The organism is Methanosaeta sp. UBA458 (genome assembly GCF_002496085.1).
GTDB classification, from domain to species: Archaea; Halobacteriota; Methanosarcinia; order Methanotrichales; family Methanotrichaceae; genus Methanothrix; species Methanothrix soehngenii.
Genome location: NZ_DAIK01000043.1, coordinates 20,272 through 35,862 on the forward strand (window position 1 = coordinate 20,272; position 15,591 = coordinate 35,862).

14 protein-coding genes are annotated in these 15,591 nt (G+C 52.0%); 9 read left to right on the top strand and 5 right to left on the bottom strand.

Translation table 11 applies throughout. The features are described from left to right. Positions 1-12 precede the first annotated feature (12 nt). A complete protein-coding gene (locus BP822_RS02685) occupies positions 13-96 on the top strand; it encodes a DNA gyrase C-terminal beta-propeller domain-containing protein (RefSeq protein WP_286877696.1) in 84 nt (27 codons plus the stop codon). A gap of 432 nt (positions 97-528) precedes the next feature. Here BP822_RS02685 and BP822_RS02690 read toward each other — a convergent pair whose 3' ends face one another. The 4 genes from BP822_RS02690 to BP822_RS02705 all read right to left on the bottom strand — a co-directional run bounded on the left by BP822_RS02690 (position 529) and on the right by BP822_RS02705 (position 5,698). Beyond that, a complete protein-coding gene (locus BP822_RS02690) occupies positions 529-3,954 on the bottom strand; it encodes a DEAD/DEAH box helicase (protein WP_013718884.1) in 3,426 nt (1,141 codons plus the stop codon). Continuing rightward, complete coding sequence (locus tag BP822_RS02695) at positions 3,955-4,764, bottom strand: Hachiman antiphage defense system protein HamA (RefSeq protein WP_013718885.1); 810 nt, start codon at positions 4,762-4,764, stop codon at positions 3,955-3,957. A gap of 296 nt (positions 4,765-5,060) precedes the next feature. Next, entirely contained in the window at positions 5,061-5,510 is a 450-nt protein-coding gene (locus tag BP822_RS02700; protein WP_013718886.1) for a PIN domain-containing protein, read from the bottom strand. Continuing rightward, the gene (locus tag BP822_RS02705) at positions 5,507-5,698 is read right to left on the bottom strand and encodes an antitoxin family protein (protein ID WP_013718887.1); all 192 of its coding nucleotides are present in this window, start codon (positions 5,696-5,698) and stop codon (positions 5,507-5,509) included. Before BP822_RS02705 ends, BP822_RS02700 begins: the two co-directional genes overlap by 4 nt. Before the next feature lie 298 nt (positions 5,699-5,996). On the opposite strand from BP822_RS02705, the gene iorA reads away from it, so the two are divergent. The 8 genes from iorA to BP822_RS02745 all read left to right on the top strand — a co-directional run bounded on the left by iorA (position 5,997) and on the right by BP822_RS02745 (position 14,718). Continuing rightward, positions 5,997-7,748, top strand: coding sequence for an indolepyruvate ferredoxin oxidoreductase subunit alpha (gene iorA / locus BP822_RS02710; protein ID WP_013718888.1), 1,752 nt, complete (start codon positions 5,997-5,999; stop codon positions 7,746-7,748). Continuing rightward, a complete protein-coding gene (locus tag BP822_RS02715) occupies positions 7,745-8,407 on the top strand; it encodes an indolepyruvate oxidoreductase subunit beta (RefSeq protein WP_013718889.1) in 663 nt (220 codons plus the stop codon). Before iorA ends, BP822_RS02715 begins: the two co-directional genes overlap by 4 nt. Beyond that, on the top strand, positions 8,404-9,687 hold the full coding sequence (locus BP822_RS02720; RefSeq protein WP_286877680.1) for a phenylacetate--CoA ligase family protein: 1,284 nt from the start codon (positions 8,404-8,406) through the stop codon (positions 9,685-9,687). Before BP822_RS02715 ends, BP822_RS02720 begins: the two co-directional genes overlap by 4 nt. 124 nt (positions 9,688-9,811) lie before the next feature. Continuing rightward, a complete protein-coding gene (locus tag BP822_RS02725; RefSeq protein ID WP_286877682.1) occupies positions 9,812-10,948 on the top strand; it encodes a hypothetical protein in 1,137 nt (378 codons plus the stop codon). Between the two features lie 401 nt (positions 10,949-11,349). After that, on the top strand, positions 11,350-12,138 hold the full coding sequence (locus BP822_RS02730) for an ABC transporter ATP-binding protein (RefSeq protein ID WP_013718892.1): 789 nt from the start codon (positions 11,350-11,352) through the stop codon (positions 12,136-12,138). A 113-nt stretch (positions 12,139-12,251) separates the two neighbouring features. Next, entirely contained in the window at positions 12,252-13,259 is a 1,008-nt protein-coding gene (locus BP822_RS02735) for a mechanosensitive ion channel family protein (RefSeq protein ID WP_273271257.1), read from the top strand. Positions 13,260-13,291: 32 nt separating this feature from the next. Continuing rightward, positions 13,292-13,702, top strand: a complete 411-nt coding sequence (locus BP822_RS02740) for a VOC family protein (protein WP_286877684.1) — start codon at positions 13,292-13,294, stop codon at positions 13,700-13,702. A 20-nt stretch (positions 13,703-13,722) separates the two neighbouring features. Further along, the gene (locus tag BP822_RS02745) at positions 13,723-14,718 is read left to right on the top strand and encodes a phosphatase PAP2 family protein (protein WP_273271259.1); all 996 of its coding nucleotides are present in this window, start codon (positions 13,723-13,725) and stop codon (positions 14,716-14,718) included. A 26-nt stretch (positions 14,719-14,744) separates the two neighbouring features. Here the strand turns inward: BP822_RS02745 and BP822_RS02750 are convergent, their stop codons facing one another. Next, positions 14,745-15,197, bottom strand: coding sequence for a hypothetical protein (locus tag BP822_RS02750; protein ID WP_013718896.1), 453 nt, complete (start codon positions 15,195-15,197; stop codon positions 14,745-14,747). Positions 15,198-15,591 lie beyond the last annotated feature (394 nt).

The following is a 15,591-nucleotide window of genomic DNA, read 5'->3' on the forward strand; positions in this document are numbered from 1 at the left end:
AGCGACATCCGGGTGCAGGGCCGGTCGACCCAAGGTGTTCGGATCATGAATGTCAAGCCGGGAGACGAGGTGGCGGCAATAGCGAGGATAAACTGAGGGGAAGTCCGGCGGAGAGAGGCTGCGCGGAGCATGGTGCTTCTGCGCTGCTGCCCGCAGATGGAGCGGCAGCGCTATCGGGCCTGCGTGGCCCTGAGGATCGCTGCTAGAAGAAGGGCGACCTCCATGCGGGCCACGAGGACTCTACATAAGCCCTAGACCGTTCGACCCCGGAAACACGTTGGCACTCAAGAACCTGGGCGTCATATTCAGCCAGGAAGGCGATAACCTACTGGCTCTTCACTATCTGCGCTGCTTCTACAAGACCGATGCAATGGATCTGCAGATTTGTGCGATTCGCCTTCGCCTGGGGCAGCGAGCAGGCCCAGAAGCACTTTCATATGTTGCTAGAGATGCCGGCATCCTAGGATCTGCATTGCACGCTCTGGCCAGGCATGACCATCTGCCTGATAATGTTGGATTATATCATCTTTACGACGGGCCAAAATACTCAACGACGACTGTATTCGGGCAGTCCGCTACCCATGCATTAACGATATCATGGCTTTGTATACTAAGCTCAGTGATAAGAACACCAAGTCTTACATAGTCTGTTGTTAGAACGAGCCTGGCGTCTGGCTCAACGATGACATGCGTGTTGATTGGTGGTGCGTCGATAAACCACTCTACCTGCACGACTTGAGTTTGGCATGTCAACTTAAGACGGTTTCCTTTCTTGGTGCTGAAGAACTGTAGCCATGCAGGACGGCTCTGTTTTGTCGGCCAGTTCTCCATTTTGGACATCGACTCTACCTGATCCGATCTCAACCATTCGAGCATTTCTCTGTAGTCAATAAAAGCCGCTTCTGTTTTGGTAACAGCCGTGATTGCAGCTTCGCGTGAATTCAGTCCAGCACGCAGTAATTTTATGACAGAGAGATTGGCGTTTCCTACCTCTGCTGCCATAGCTGCATGGCCTTTGATCTGCTCTGCACCGTCTTGTCTGACAGCTATTGCGTGCACTCTAACAGCCTCCATCGCCCAAGGGAGTCGGTAAGATATGGCCTCCTGCAATAGGTCAACACCTTTACTAGAATCAAGGCCAACAATTTTTGATGCTGATTTGCCTTCAATCCATTCTCGTAGTGCATTCTCCCAATAGTCGGGCATAGTCCCAGAGGGGCGAAAAGGCTCAGTCTGAAACACAAGTCTGGCAAATTCAACAATGGAGTCGGTGGCACCAGCCGAATCTCCCGCTACCACTGCTGCCTCTGCTCGAAGAAGGAGATCGACTAGGTTTGCAATGTTAGCATCCAAGAACCGACCGGCTCGTAGCCCGACGCCAGCCACATGATATCCCCTTCGTTGAGATGTACTTGTTTGCCTCCAGATACAATGGGCTCGCGCTTTAACGAACCGTCGCACTAGCATTTGCATGTTATGTTCATAGTATGCCAGCTTTCTAGAGAAGAGCGACCCTTCTAACACATTATCAAGTTCGTTGTCAAGACATTCTTCTTCAATCCCTGTGTCCAATAGCGCCAAAATAGCCGCATCAAGGGAAGCTATATCATGTTCCCAATCTTCAAGCTTCATTTCTACTTGCTCTAATTGAGAATCAGTAAAATCCCAAACATCTCCATGCCCAGTGAGATATTCAATGACTTCCTCCAATGGCGCCCCGACAATATCTGAGATTTTCTGGAAAATCTTGTTAGCTAGCAGCAAAAGGCCGCTCGAAATTTCTGGCGCTTTTGCTTTGGAGACGAGATCATGCCAATGATATAGTCTTCTGGCTTCGCTTTTTCCATCGTCCTCCCATATAACATGCAATACAATACCATCAACATCGACAAAAGCGCGGCCAGCACGACCGATAACATTTGCAAATTCTGTAGCAGGAATAATATCCCTGTTTCGCCATATTGAAGGGACCAGAAGCACGCTGGCCGAGAGATTAAGACCTTGTGCAAGCGTCGGAGAAGCAATCGTAAGACGAATATCGCCCTTGCGTAGAAGCTTTTCTAGTTCATTCAAGAATTGACGAGGTAAATGGCCATGGTGCAGGGCTATGCCGTATTTTAGGCACTGGACCGCTGGATGATCGGGGCCCAACCATTCAGCTCCTGCAGCCATCACGTCCTGAATATCCTGGTTCATCAGGCGAAGCGGCTTTAACATTCCCTGCCTGATACACTTAAGGATAACCCTTCCTAGTTTTTCTACAGACCTCCTCATTGTGCAATAGATGAGGACGTCCTTTCCTTGGTCAACGAATTGCCATGCTGCTGCCAGAGTCAATTCGTCCTTATCATGTGGAAAGCTATTAAAACGCCGAGATCCCGCGGGTGGCACCTTAGTTTCCACAAATCGCTTCACAAAGGGGCCCTCTGTCTCAACCTTAATGTCAAGGCGCGCTGCATCCCTTACCCATCTTATGACACCAAATCTTTGACGAGTAGGACGCCAAGTGGAATACACTGCAGTTCCAGGCTCATCTCGTCGAAGCCACGAGACCAAATCGCTCATTTCTTCGGGTGGCGGAAATAATGCGGATAGGCAGACAATACGTCGAGAACCAGCATCGGATCGACGAAGCAACCGTTGCACGAGTGCTTCGTATCTAACTTCTCTCTCGCTTGGTCCGAGCATATGACCTTCATCTAGTACAATGAGGCCAACATTATCAATAATTGTTGGATCAACGCGGAGGGCAAAGTCCAACTTCTCCGGAGTGGAAACAACAATCTTAACTTCCCTAAGTGTATCAGCGTCAGAACTCTCGATCCCAGCAGATCCATATAAAGAGGATACGGATATCCCAAGAGGAAGAAATGTATCAGCAAGATCCTGTTCAACTTGTGCTGACAAGGCTCTAAGCGGAGTGACGTAGATGATACGGAGATCTGATGCTAATGTTCGAAGGATGCAAAGCTCTGCAATTCGGGTTTTTCCAGCACTTGTAGGTAGCGCTACTACGAGATCATCAGATTGATCTATGGCGCGCTGAGCTGCCTCGATCTGTGATGGCCAAAGTTCGATTGCGGATTTCTTTGCTGCTCGCAGTCGCTGAATATAGGCCTGACGCAAGGTAGTCCACTTTTCAATGTCATCATCGTCTGAGAGTATCTTTGGAATTTGGCGGTGGAGGCTCATTTGCCAGAGATCGTCTATTAGGTGGAATGCCATCGTAGAAGTCCACCAATGGCTCACAGCATGCATATCTTTAGCGGCCTCGGCCGTAAAAAGTAGCAGACGCTTTGCTTCCATAGCAGAGACCTCCTCACCGGTTGTTATAGCATGGTCAAATAGTGCGAGTCCGCGCATGAAAGATCTGGTAATAACCGCGCTTATCGCGTCAGTCTCATCGAAATCTGCATCATTAAGAAGGCGCTCTGCAATTCTCTCATCCCATTGCTCTTTATCAAGCAGCCAAGCCGCAACAAATTCATGCATTTCATCAAGAGATTTCCTCAGAAGCTGGACAAGGGCTTTCTCAGTTGGTGCTAGGTTCCCGTCGTTAGCACCAATAGGCAACATGGAATAAGCACGTGCTGCATATCTCGCAAGGTGAAAGGAGATGGCTGAACTCACCAGATTAAATCCGCGGTCTATGCGAAACGGATCTCCATTGCGCACGGCTGCTTCGATTGCCTCGCCAGCAACGAGGAAAGCCCGCTGCAATAAAATCTCATCCCCGTTGACCGAGCGCAGACGCAGTGCCATTGCAAGCACCGTGTAGGCATAATCGAGAAGATCATCAGTAAGACTGTCTCCAAATGATGGTGCTCCGGTAGGGAGTTCCCCATTGCGCCAGATTAGACCACGAGCTAATCCCTTATCCAGCAAACGATCCCGAAATCCAGGGGATATAGCCTTTTCGAGGATATTCTGAAGTTCTATCGCAGATTCGGTCATTTACTGCTCCGAAAACAAGCGCTCAATAACATCGCCATGGTTAACGATATAAATTCCGACTGCATACCTGCGAGTGCGATTCCTGCATTCCCTAAGATGATTGGATAGATGGGTATTAGGATCGGTGCCAGACACTGTAAAGAGCAAATGCTCGAAAGGACAACCACGGAAGCTCTGCAGCACAGCATAATCCAAATCCTTGGCAAGGTCATGATCTCCCTTGTCTCGCAAACGTTCTGCCACAAAGAGCACCGAATGTCTGTTTGGACGACCACGATATCGGTCAAGTGCATCTGCGGCTTCTTTGATTACAGTTGGAGTCAGTCTTGCGTAACTCTTTGATTCGCCCTTAAGGAACTTTAAGCTACCTTTAAGATCTCGATCGATGGCAATAAGATCATCGCCTCGAAGAGCCATATTGCGTCCATCCTTAAAGCGAAGCCTTCGAATTGGGACGCTAAATCCAAGCCTACGCTCAGTAAACTCTATGGCAAGGATTTCCCCAAGGTCACCGGAACGAGCCGTCTTTGTTGTTGGCAAATGCTCCCTCAACAATTCTGCAGTTCTTGGAGCGCCTAATTCTGCAAGTCTCTTTGCGGTAATTTCTGGTGCTACATAGTGACTGAGTAAAACGTTCTGGAGCTCATCGAAAATATTATCGCACGAGCAGTTATTCTCTTTACAGATAATAAGCACATGCTTGCCCAAATTTGCCTTTTTAATAGATAACCAGCGGTCGAAAAGGTCGACCCTATCGTCGGCAGGCGGATGTGTTCGAGCCTTATCCTCAATACTGCAATTGGAGCCCAATTACTTCCACCTGCCTAATTCAGGCCATCTAATTATGCACATTTCCATGTATCTATAGCTCCCACATCCACAAATCACATGACCGATTATTGTTGCTTTCTGCAGACGATTTATCAGTTTGCCATGAACGGTATACGTGCGATTTAATAAGTCTTTTTATTTAAGAGAGATCGTGAGCAGAAAATGGACAAGTTGGCCATTTTAGCACATTCATCGCTCCAACGAGTGGATACATGCGCATTAAGCTCCAGCAGCGTGGATGGAAAGAATTGGATGAAGGACGGATGGGGTTTCGCCTAGAGTTCCACTACTTCCAAAAAGTCAACTCTTCGAAAATCCCGGTCAAAGCTTGCGATCTTTTTGATTCCGTTGCGATAGCAGGTCGAAGCTATTAGTGCGTCATATGGCAGAAGCCTGTATTGTATCATGGTCTCCCGCCAGTGGTTCATATCATCATTGATTGGCACCAAGGAAATGCATCTTGCATCGATGAAGCGGAATATAGCTTCTATCTCTTTCTCAAATGGCGCGTAGCCGTTATCAATGAGGAACCTCTTGAATGAGGCATGATTTTTCGTTCCGTAACGCTCTTCGCACAGATTTCTAACCGATACAAAAATCAGCTCATGTATGACCGTGGATGATGTGACGAGTTTATGATTTTGATCTATAAATCTCCTGGCGGAGTTCGAAAATTTTGTATCAAAGAAAGCATTATAAAATATATTGGTATCGATGAATATCACAGATAGACCTCGCCCTCAAGCTCTTCGAGCCTCTCTGCAGAAGCCTTGCCAAACATGCCGTAGTATTTCGAGAGATCTACCTTTTCAATTTTGATCTTTAGTTTTGTGCCTTCCTCTAGCTTTACATCTTCCATCGGCTTGAAGACACCGCCTTCGTATACACATTCTATGGTTTCGCTGGCACTCATGCTATTGTCTCCATCCTTGTGTAGAATCTATATATTTCAACTTCCTGCTATTCAATCTTCTGGTAGCGCACATACTGCTGTAGATTCACAGTGGCTCCGTATCCTGAATTCTATTCATTTTGTCTCCGGGATAGAGGGGGTTAGACGTTGTGACTTCCAAACCCGCAAACCACAAGAATTATATCCCCTCATCCATAGGGACAGATCATACTCTGATGTATAAGAATGTGCATAAAAGATCAATATAAACCAGCGAAAAATCCCATAACGAGTAATTTCAGGCGAAGGTGAAAAGGATTTGAGAAGATTGCTCTCCGGCAATGAGGCCATAGCCCGTGGGGCCTACGAGGCCGGTGTAACCATCGGCACGGGCTACCCCGGGACTCCCTCCACCGAGATCCTGGAGAACCTGGCCCGGTACAGTCCGGAGGTTTACTGCGAGTGGTCGCCCAATGAGAAGGTGGCCTTTGAGGTCGCAGCCGGAGCATCCCTGGCCGGGGCGCGCTCCATTGTGACCATGAAGCATGTGGGACTGAATGTGGCTGCTGACCCCCTCATGACATTGAGCTACATCAGCGTGGAGGGCGGGTTTGTGGCCTGCGTGGCAGACGACCCGGGGATGCACTCCTCCCAAAATGAGCAGGACACCAGAAACTATGCCCGCTTTGCCCGGGTCCCCCTTTTTGAGCCGGCGGACAGCCAGGAGGCCAAGGATCTGCTCATGCTCGCCCTCTCCGTCTCGGAGGAGTTCAAGACCCCGGCCATCCTGCGCACCACCACCAGGGTCAGCCACTCTCGCAGCCTGGTCGAGCTGGGAGAACGGGAGCAGGCGAAGAAGGAGATCGGCTTTGTCAAGAACCCGCCCCGGTTCGTTCCCATACCGGTCTGGGGCCGGCCCATGCGCCAGAGAGTGGAAGAGAGGCTGAAAGGGCTGCAGGCGCTCTCTGAAAAGTCGCCAGCAAACCGCATTGAGTGGCGGTCAAAAGGCCTGGGAATCATCACCTCCTCCATCGCCTACCAGTATGCCCGCGAGGTCTGGCCGGAGGCCTCGGTTCTGAAGCTGGGATTCTCTTATCCCTTCCCAGACGCATTGATCCGGGAGTTTGCCCAAGGTGTGGACCGGCTGCTGGTGGTTGAGGAATTGGATCCATTCATAGAAGAGCACGTAAAAGCCCTGGGGATATCCTGCCAGGGGAGAGATTTCGTGCCGGGGATCATGGAGCTGTCCGTGGACCGACTGCTCCAGTCCAGAAGGCTGATGGATGGAGGAGAGGCCACCCGAAAGGAAGAAGATCCTTTCCGAGAGCTTCTTCCTCCCCGCCCGCCGGTGCTCTGCCCCGGTTGCCCTCACCGAGGGGTCTTTTATGCCCTCTCCAGGGAGGATGTGGTGGTCACCGGGGACATCGGATGCTACAGCCTGGGCGCTTTTCCGCCCCTGGACCGGATGGACAGCATCCTCTGCATGGGAGCGGGAGTCTCCATGGCTCACGGCATGGAGAAAGCAGGGGAGAAGAGAAAGGTGGTGGGCGTGGTTGGAGACTCCACCTTCTTTCATTCCGGGATCACGGGGCTCTTGGATATTGTCTACAATAAGGGCCACTCCACAATAATTGTGCTGGACAACCGCACCACTGCCATGACCGGCCACCAGGACCATCCGGGCACCGGCAGGACCATTGGCGGCGAGCCCACAGTCGCCGTCTCCATCGAGGATATCGGCCGGGCCTGCGGGATCAATCGGGTCAGGTCGATAGATCCCTACCAGCTGGATAACGCCAGAGAGGCGATCAAAGAGGAGCTGGCGGCTCTTGAGCCCTCTCTTATTGTATCCCGCGCTCCCTGCCCCCTGCGGGAGAGGAGACGGGTGGGGGCGATGAGAACCATCCTGGCGGAGGAGTGCCGGGCTTGCGAGCTGTGCCTCTCTTTGGGCTGCCCGGCGATAGAGGGAGTGGATGGGGTGATGAAGATCAATCAGACCCTCTGTGCGGGCTGTGGCCTGTGCGAACAGATCTGCCCTGCCGGGGCGATTGTCAGCCGGGAGGGAGTATGATCGAGAGGGTGGCGGAGAGGACAGAGGGAATGATGAACAAAGAAAGCAGGGAGAGAACGGAGAGCGCAGACAACCCGGACTCGAACGGCACAAAGAGCATCGTCCTCGTCGGCGTGGGCGGTCAAGGGATACTGCTGGCCAGCGAGATATTAGCCCAGGCAGCGATGATTCAGGGCTACCAGGTCAAGACCAATGAGGTGCACGGCATGGCCCAGCGAGGAGGCTCGGTGATGGCCCAGATTCGTTATGGAGAAGAGGTCAAGAGCCCCCTGGTCTCCAAAAAGGGCGCTCATATCCTGGGGGCGCTGGAGAAGGTGGAAGCCCTGCGGTACTGGGAATTTCTCCGGCCGGACGGCCTGGCCGCAGTCAGCAGCCAGGCCATTGTGCCGGTGACAGTCTCCTCCGGTCTTGCCCGCTACCCAGAGAATGCGGAGGAACTGCTGGCCAGGGCTTTTCCCCGGCTGGTCTATATCGACGCCCCGAAGCTGGCAGGAGAGCTGGGCGACAGCAGGGCAGCGAACATCATACTATTGGGGACGATATCCCGTGGGCTGGACCTCCCCCTGGAATCCTGGGAGGAGGCCATCGGCCTGTGCGTCCGGGAGAAGTTCCGAGATCTCAATTTGAGAGCATTTTCACTTGGCAGGAGCAAAGCATGACAGAATTGAGCAAATTTCACAATGAACCGATGGAGACGGCCTCCCGAGAGAGAATCACCCAGATTCAGTCCGAGCGGCTGAGGGCCATCGTCGGTCACGTCTATGAATCCAATCCGATCTACCGGCGTCTATTCGACGAGAAAGGCGTCCGGCCTGAGGATATCAGGACGGCAGAGGACGTGGTCCGACTGCCCTTCACCGGCAAGGACATCCTCAGGGAGAGCTACCCCCTGAATATGGCCTGCGTTCCCCGCGATCAGATCGTGGAGATGCATATGTCCAGCGGCTCCACCGGCACCCCGGTAGTCATGCCCTACACCCGCTCAGACCTTGATCAATGGGCGGAATGCATGGCCCGCTGCTACCGTATGGCCGGGGCGAAGCCTGGGGACCCCACCCAGATCACACCCCTCTTCGGCCTTTTCAATGGTGGCTTTGGCATGTATCATGGCGCTCGGGCAGCAGGACTGTTCGTGATCCCCGCCGGTCCGGGAAACACCGCCCGGCAGATCCGCCTGGCTCGAGATCTGAAGACCAGGGTTTTCACCGGAGTGGTGAGCTATGGCATCCGGTTGATGGAGGTGCTGGCCGAAGAGAAAGAGAGCCTGCCGGACCTGGAGATAGGCATCTTCGGAGCTGAGGTTTTCTCTGACTCCATGAAAAAGAAGATCTCCTCGGGCCTGGACATCGACGTCTTCGACATATACGGCATGACTGAGTCCGGAGGCGTTGGCACATTAGGCATGGACTGCCCGGCGCACGACGGGATCCACATCTGGGAGGATCAGTATATCCTGGAGATCATCGATCCAAAGACAGGAGAGCTAGTGGATGACGGAGAAGAGGGAGAGCTGGTCTTCACCTCGCTCACCCGCGAGGCGCTGCCCATGATCCGTTTCCGGACAGCTGACCTCACCCATGTCATATCCCGGGACAGATGCAAATGCGGCAGAACTCACATCCGTCTAGCACCGATAACCGGGCGAAGGGATGACATGCTGATTGTGAAAGGGGTGAACTTCTTCCCCAAACAGATTGAGCAAACCCTCCTGGGAATACCGGGCATTGGCAACAACTACCAGATCATAGTGGAGGAGGAGGACGGAGTCAATAGCGTCCGGGTCAATGTCGAAGCCGAACCGGGAGTGACCGGCTATATGGTGGAAAAGGCTCTCAAAGAGGCGCTGGGATTCTCCCCCAAAGGAGACGTCTTCCCCCTGGGAGGCTTGCCCCGCCAGGAAGGAAAGGCAAAGAGGGTGTTTCATAACAGGATAAAATAACTCTTGTTCTCTTCCATGAGATTCAGATGAGCCTGATACAAGACTTAAGGCTAAATAGACACAAGTCCAGTCAGTATTCATTGAGGTGCAATAGTTGAGATTCAATTGCCTATGCTTATGTCTCTTGGCCCTGTTCATAGGGTTGGGAGTGGCAAATGGATATGATGTATCCATATCGCAGTCCATGGAGGTCTCCGAGACTGACTTCGATGAAGAATTCGTCAAGAGCCTGTTCGGGTTCGGCACCGAAGGTGGGGAAGGTTTCTGGTTTGGCCCGGAGTTCCAGGATGTCAGCACCGCCACCACCTTCTTTTCCGAGTTCTATATGGAGAGCTCTGTCCCAGTGGTCAAGACCTTCGCTCCGGTAAAGATCGATGTGACTCAAAATGTTCCTTCCCGGATATATTTCGGCAGCGGTAAGGAGATCGCATATACCCAGTACCAATCTACAGTGGCCGCCAGCAGAGGAAATGAGCTCTGGATTCAGAAAGGAGCTGACTGGTCCCAGTACGCCATCGTCCCGGCAGGATCCGGCATTCAGTTCATCGCCTTTGCCCCCGTGGGCGGCCAGGCGGACTACTATTGGATCCTTCAGAGCAACTCCCTCAACATCACCAGCAAGCGTCTGGACCTCTACCCCGGACACAACAGCCTGAACTTCAAGGCTGATGAGGTGGGCAGGCACATTCTCCTCTTTGTGCTCAATAATCAGCCCAGCAACGCCATCATCATCGATGTGATCAGCCAGGCCCCTCCAGCCCAGCAGACGGCAGTGGCAGCTGATATGCCACCATCCACCAACAACCCTGCAGCCTCTGGAGTGCAGGCCATGCAAACCGTACAGCCTACGCAGGCGGTGCAGATGCTCCCCGGAGCCACAACCAGCGTCATGCAGACATACAGCGGAACGGCCCAGCAGACCACCTCTGCCAGCAGCACCACTCAATACCCGGCTGCTGTGGCTGCAAAGCCTGCCGTGCCTGCAATTGTCGCGGGAGACACGCCGGTGACCATCCAGACCACCTTGAAGGGCTATGATGTCTATGTGGACGGAGTTCTCATTGGCAAAGAGGGAACAGGTGGCGATCTTCTGGATGGTGTCTTCAAGTTCAAGGTGGTGGGCGGAATGATCCACAACATCAGGATCTTCGATGGAGAGCACAACTACCCGAAGGATATTTACTTCGAGAAAGGAGTGCAGAAGATCATAAATGTGCCACCAGGCACCACTGTCTATGGAATAGTCACACCCTATCATTGACAGATGTCTAATTATTTATAACTTAATTTTTTAAAAAACTTGAGAAGTGGGCATCCTGATTTTCCACCAAGGAGAAGTTATCAATAAATGTCATTTTTTCCATAATTAATATCATTTTCTGATACTGCAATTTTGCCACGCTAGCAGCTCATGATCTTGATTTTCGGAGATCAGCGCACAAATGATATATGATACCATAATCATCTATCATGAAATCCATTTACAATGAGATGTTTTTGCGAAATTCCATCCATACACCAACAGCTATTTATCCATAATAGATAGCATGAATTAGGAAATAGATATTAACAAAATCGATCACAGAAGAATATCTAGATGCGCTTCATCTGAGATGTGCGCCGCATCGTCTTAGATATCCGATATTCAAAGGAGGCAGCCCCTTGGTGGAAATCACGATCAAGAACCTCGTATTCGGCTACAACAGCCATAAGATACTCGATGGAGTAAACATCATTGTGAAGAGCTCAGAGATCTTGAGCCTGGTGGGGCCAAACGGCTCGGGAAAGACCACCCTTATAAAGTGCATGGACCGCATCCTTAAGCCCAAGGGCAGCATCCTCATGAACGGCCAGGAGATAGAAAGAATGAGCCGGCAGGAGGTAGCCAGGCAGATCGGCTATGTGCCCCAGTCCAGCTCCACCCCCCTGGCCACAACCGTCTTTGATACCGTCCTCATGGGCAGAAGGCCTCATATCGGCTGGAGGGTACAGGACTCAGACCTGGATAAGGTGGCTGAGGTCTTGGAGAGGCTGCATCTGGAAGACCTGGCCATGCGTGACTTCTCCCAGCTCTCCGGCGGCCAGAAACAGAAGGTGCTCATCGCCCGTGCTCTGGCCCAGGAACCGGCAGTCCTGCTCCTGGACGAGCCCACATCCAACCTGGATATGCTCCATCAGCTAGAGGTGATGGAGACGGTGAGCAGCCTGGTCAAGGAGAAGAAGATCTCCGCAGTGATGGCCATCCATGACCTCAACTTAGCCTCCCGCTTCTCAGATAAGCTGGTGATGCTAAAAGAAGGCAAGGTCTATGCAGCAGGAGAGCCGAAGGCCCTTCTTAATGAGGTTAATATCAGCCAGGTCTACGGCATAGAGGCCATGGTCATGAACGCTATGGGTCGGCCCTATGTAGTGCCGCTGCGCTCGCTGGCAGAAGCGGCTGTATGCGATTAGCTGTGTACAGCCGGAAAGGATTTCCATCCATTTTTTAGGTTTTGGTCAGCGGCCCGGGTAGGTGCATGGAATAACACAAACCTTTATGTATTGCAGATGTCGAAATCTGGTTTATGACCTTGCCCTTTGCAGATATTCCAGAGTTCTCCTCCCAATTAACCGGACGAGGTCCTGCAGAGGATATTATATCAATAATAAAATACATATATATACGTTATATTGGAAGCGCTCTGGCAGAGAACGTATGGTACATTATCTCGACCATCATATCCATATCTATAATTATCATCTTAACTATTTTAATCGCCCGGCTGGTCAATGGTCTGCTGGAGAAGCAGATCCCAAAAATTGTGGAATCCAGCCGGCTTGGCAAGGAGTTTGACGAGACCTCCCATGCCATGACCCGCAGGCTGATCGTTGCCGCGATATATACCGTCGGCATCTTGATGACCATACTCCTCATCCCCTCACTGAACAGAATTGCCATCGCCATGCTGGCCGGCGCTGGTGTGGCCACCTTAGCCATTGGCTTTGCCGCCCAAGACTCCCTCTCCAATATAATATCCGGGATCTTTCTGGCCATCTTCAAACCCATGCGCATTGGCGACTACGTCGACTTCAAAGGCGAGTATGGCTATGTAGAGGATATAACTCTGCGCCATACGATAATCTGCACCTGGGACCAGAGGAGAATAATAGTGCCGAACAAGCTGATGGGCTCAGACTTCATTGTGAACTGGAGCATCGGCAATCCGGAGACCGTTTGGCCGGTTAATTTTGGAATAGGCTACTCATCGGATATCGATAAGGCACGAAGCATCATCACAGAGGTGGCCGAGAGCCACCCCCATGTTCTGAAGGAGAAGGGCATCAATGTCCGCCTCATCGAGCTGGGAGACTTTGCCATGAACCTGCGCCTGACCTTCTACGCCCCCAGCCGGGGGATGGCATACGATGCCGGGTGCGACATAAGGGAAGCAGTAAAAAAAAGGTTTGATGCAGAGGGAATTGAGATCCCGTATCCATATCAGAATGTCATAATCATGAAGCAGCCGGTCGAGGCATCATCTTGTCCAGTGCCGGAGAACGATCACTCTCAGGAAGAGGAGCAAGCCAATTAATCTAAATATAATGCATAAATAATGCATTTCGCATGAACCGAGTAGTCCATTTTGAGATACAGGCAGAGAATCCCGAGAGAGCAGCGAGCTTCTACCGGGAGGTCTTCGGCTGGCAGATCGATGAATGGCTGATCCCAAAAGTGAAGATCAAGGATGAGAATCGTTACTGGCAGGTTACGACCGGCAGTGAGGCTGAGCCTGGCATCAACGGCGGTCTCGTCTTCCGCCGCGGTCCTCCTCCGGCAGAGGGACAATCGGTCAACTCATTCGTCTGCACAATAGAAGTTCCTGACCTTGACGAGCATATCGACCGGGTTATTCGGGCAGGGGGAAGGGTTGCAGTCCCCAAGATGCCAATTATGGGTGTCGGCTGGCTGGCCTACTGCCTGGATAGCGAGAAGAACATCTTCGGCATGATGCAGACGGACGAGATGGCGCAATAGGACAGAGATATTTTTGGAATATGATGGATACGGACCTCTCCATAATCCTATTCCTGCAGGGCCAGGACTGGGCCATCCCGATAATGAGATTGGCCACCTCATTGGGATCGCTGGAGTTCATGCTCCTCTTTATGCCCTTCCTGTTCTGGTGCTGGGATGCAAAATGGGGCTTCAGGGTGGGACTGATGCTGGTCACGAGCCATGGGCTGAATTCTGCCCTGAAGATCGCTCTGCACGGCCCCAGGCCTTACTGGGTCGATCCCAATGTCCAGGCCTGGAGCACTGAACCCTCCTTTGGCATGCCCTCCGGGCACGCCCAGAATGCCGTCTCCATCTGGGGCCTGACCGCACAACTCATCCACAAGCGCTGGGCCTATCTCCTGGCCGCTGGCACCTGCTTATTAATCGGTCTCTCTCGAGCCTATCTGGGGGTCCACTTCCTGGGAGATGTGCTTGTAGGCTGGGGCGTGGGTGCAGTGCTCCTGGGCTCATCCATCAAGGCAATGCCAGTTATGGAGGAGAAGATCGGAAGAATGAATCTGAAAGGCCAGATCCTGCTCGCCGCCCTAGCCTCTTTCGCCATCATCGCCCTTTATCTCCTGGGCCTGGCCGGCACGGGTGCCTGGCAGATGCCCTCTGCCTGGGAGGCCAATGCTCTGGCTGCAACTGGAGAGCCCATCGATCCATTCCGCCCGGTTGATGCATTCTGTGCTGCAGGGATGATGCTTGGTATCTCTTCTGGCTATGCTATTTTAAAGAGGAGAGGAGGCTTCTTGGCAGACGGTCCACTATCCAGGCGTCTGGTCCGCTATCTTCTGGGAATGATAGGAGTGGTCCTGATCTGGTATGGATTGAAAGAGGCGATGCAGATAGAGGCAGCCGACTGGGCCCTCGACTACATTAGGAGCATGCTGGCAGGGCTCTGGGTCACACTGGGGGCGCCATTGATGTTCATCGGCCTTGGCCTGGCCAAAAAGGAACAGGTTGATGGGCAGAGTGCGGGCGGAGATCCATAATCCCTGAGCCGATTTTGATCAAATTCTCATCTCGTGCCGGACTCGATCTTGTTCAGGTTCAGGATGATATCCGCTGCCAGAATGTTGGTCAGGCCGTGGCGCTCGCAAATGTTCAGCACCCGGTGAAGCTCATCTCTCTGCATAGAGGCGGTGTTCTGAACGGCATAAAGCATTCCCTCGGAATAGCCCTCATCCTGGATGATATCGTGCATGTTCTCCAGAATAGACTGATCGAAGCTCATCCCGGTGGCCCCGATCTCCTCAATAGCCCTCTCCATGGCGCTGCTGTCCAGTGCCCGGCGATTTTTTTTGGATTCTCCTGCCTTCTTGATAAAATCGAGGGCCTCTTTGGAAATGCCCCGCAAAATCAGCTCGGAGGCTAGCTTCTTCAGTGTCTTCTCCTGCAGAATAGCTTCGGCTTCAAGGGCCCTGTAAGCCTCGGGGGTGATCTCTATTCTGGTATATTTTGTGCTGGGCATTTATCCGCTGCGCCTCGGTTTTCTCGCGAAAGTGCTAATATAATTATTCCTATTAATAGACTGCGATCATTTGCGGAAAAATTGTAGGGGAGGGACCGGCTCCGGCAGCCAACCCCACCAGACGATCATAATGGATTATCTCTTGTGCCTGGATAAAAAGTGTGCCGCTGGTGACTCTGGATAGCAGTCTATACGAAAGGGACAAATCGACTGGGAAGGTAAAGCTGATTTGAGATCATTCATCCAAAAGCTTTTCTTACAAGCGATGGTTAATGCAGATCGAGGGAAGCGGATTGGATGCAGCGGCAGAGGTCACCATTAAGGAGCACGTGTTCAACAACAGCAACCTTTTCTCCAACCATTACCTGGAGAACATGGTCCAGAAGTCCTCGGA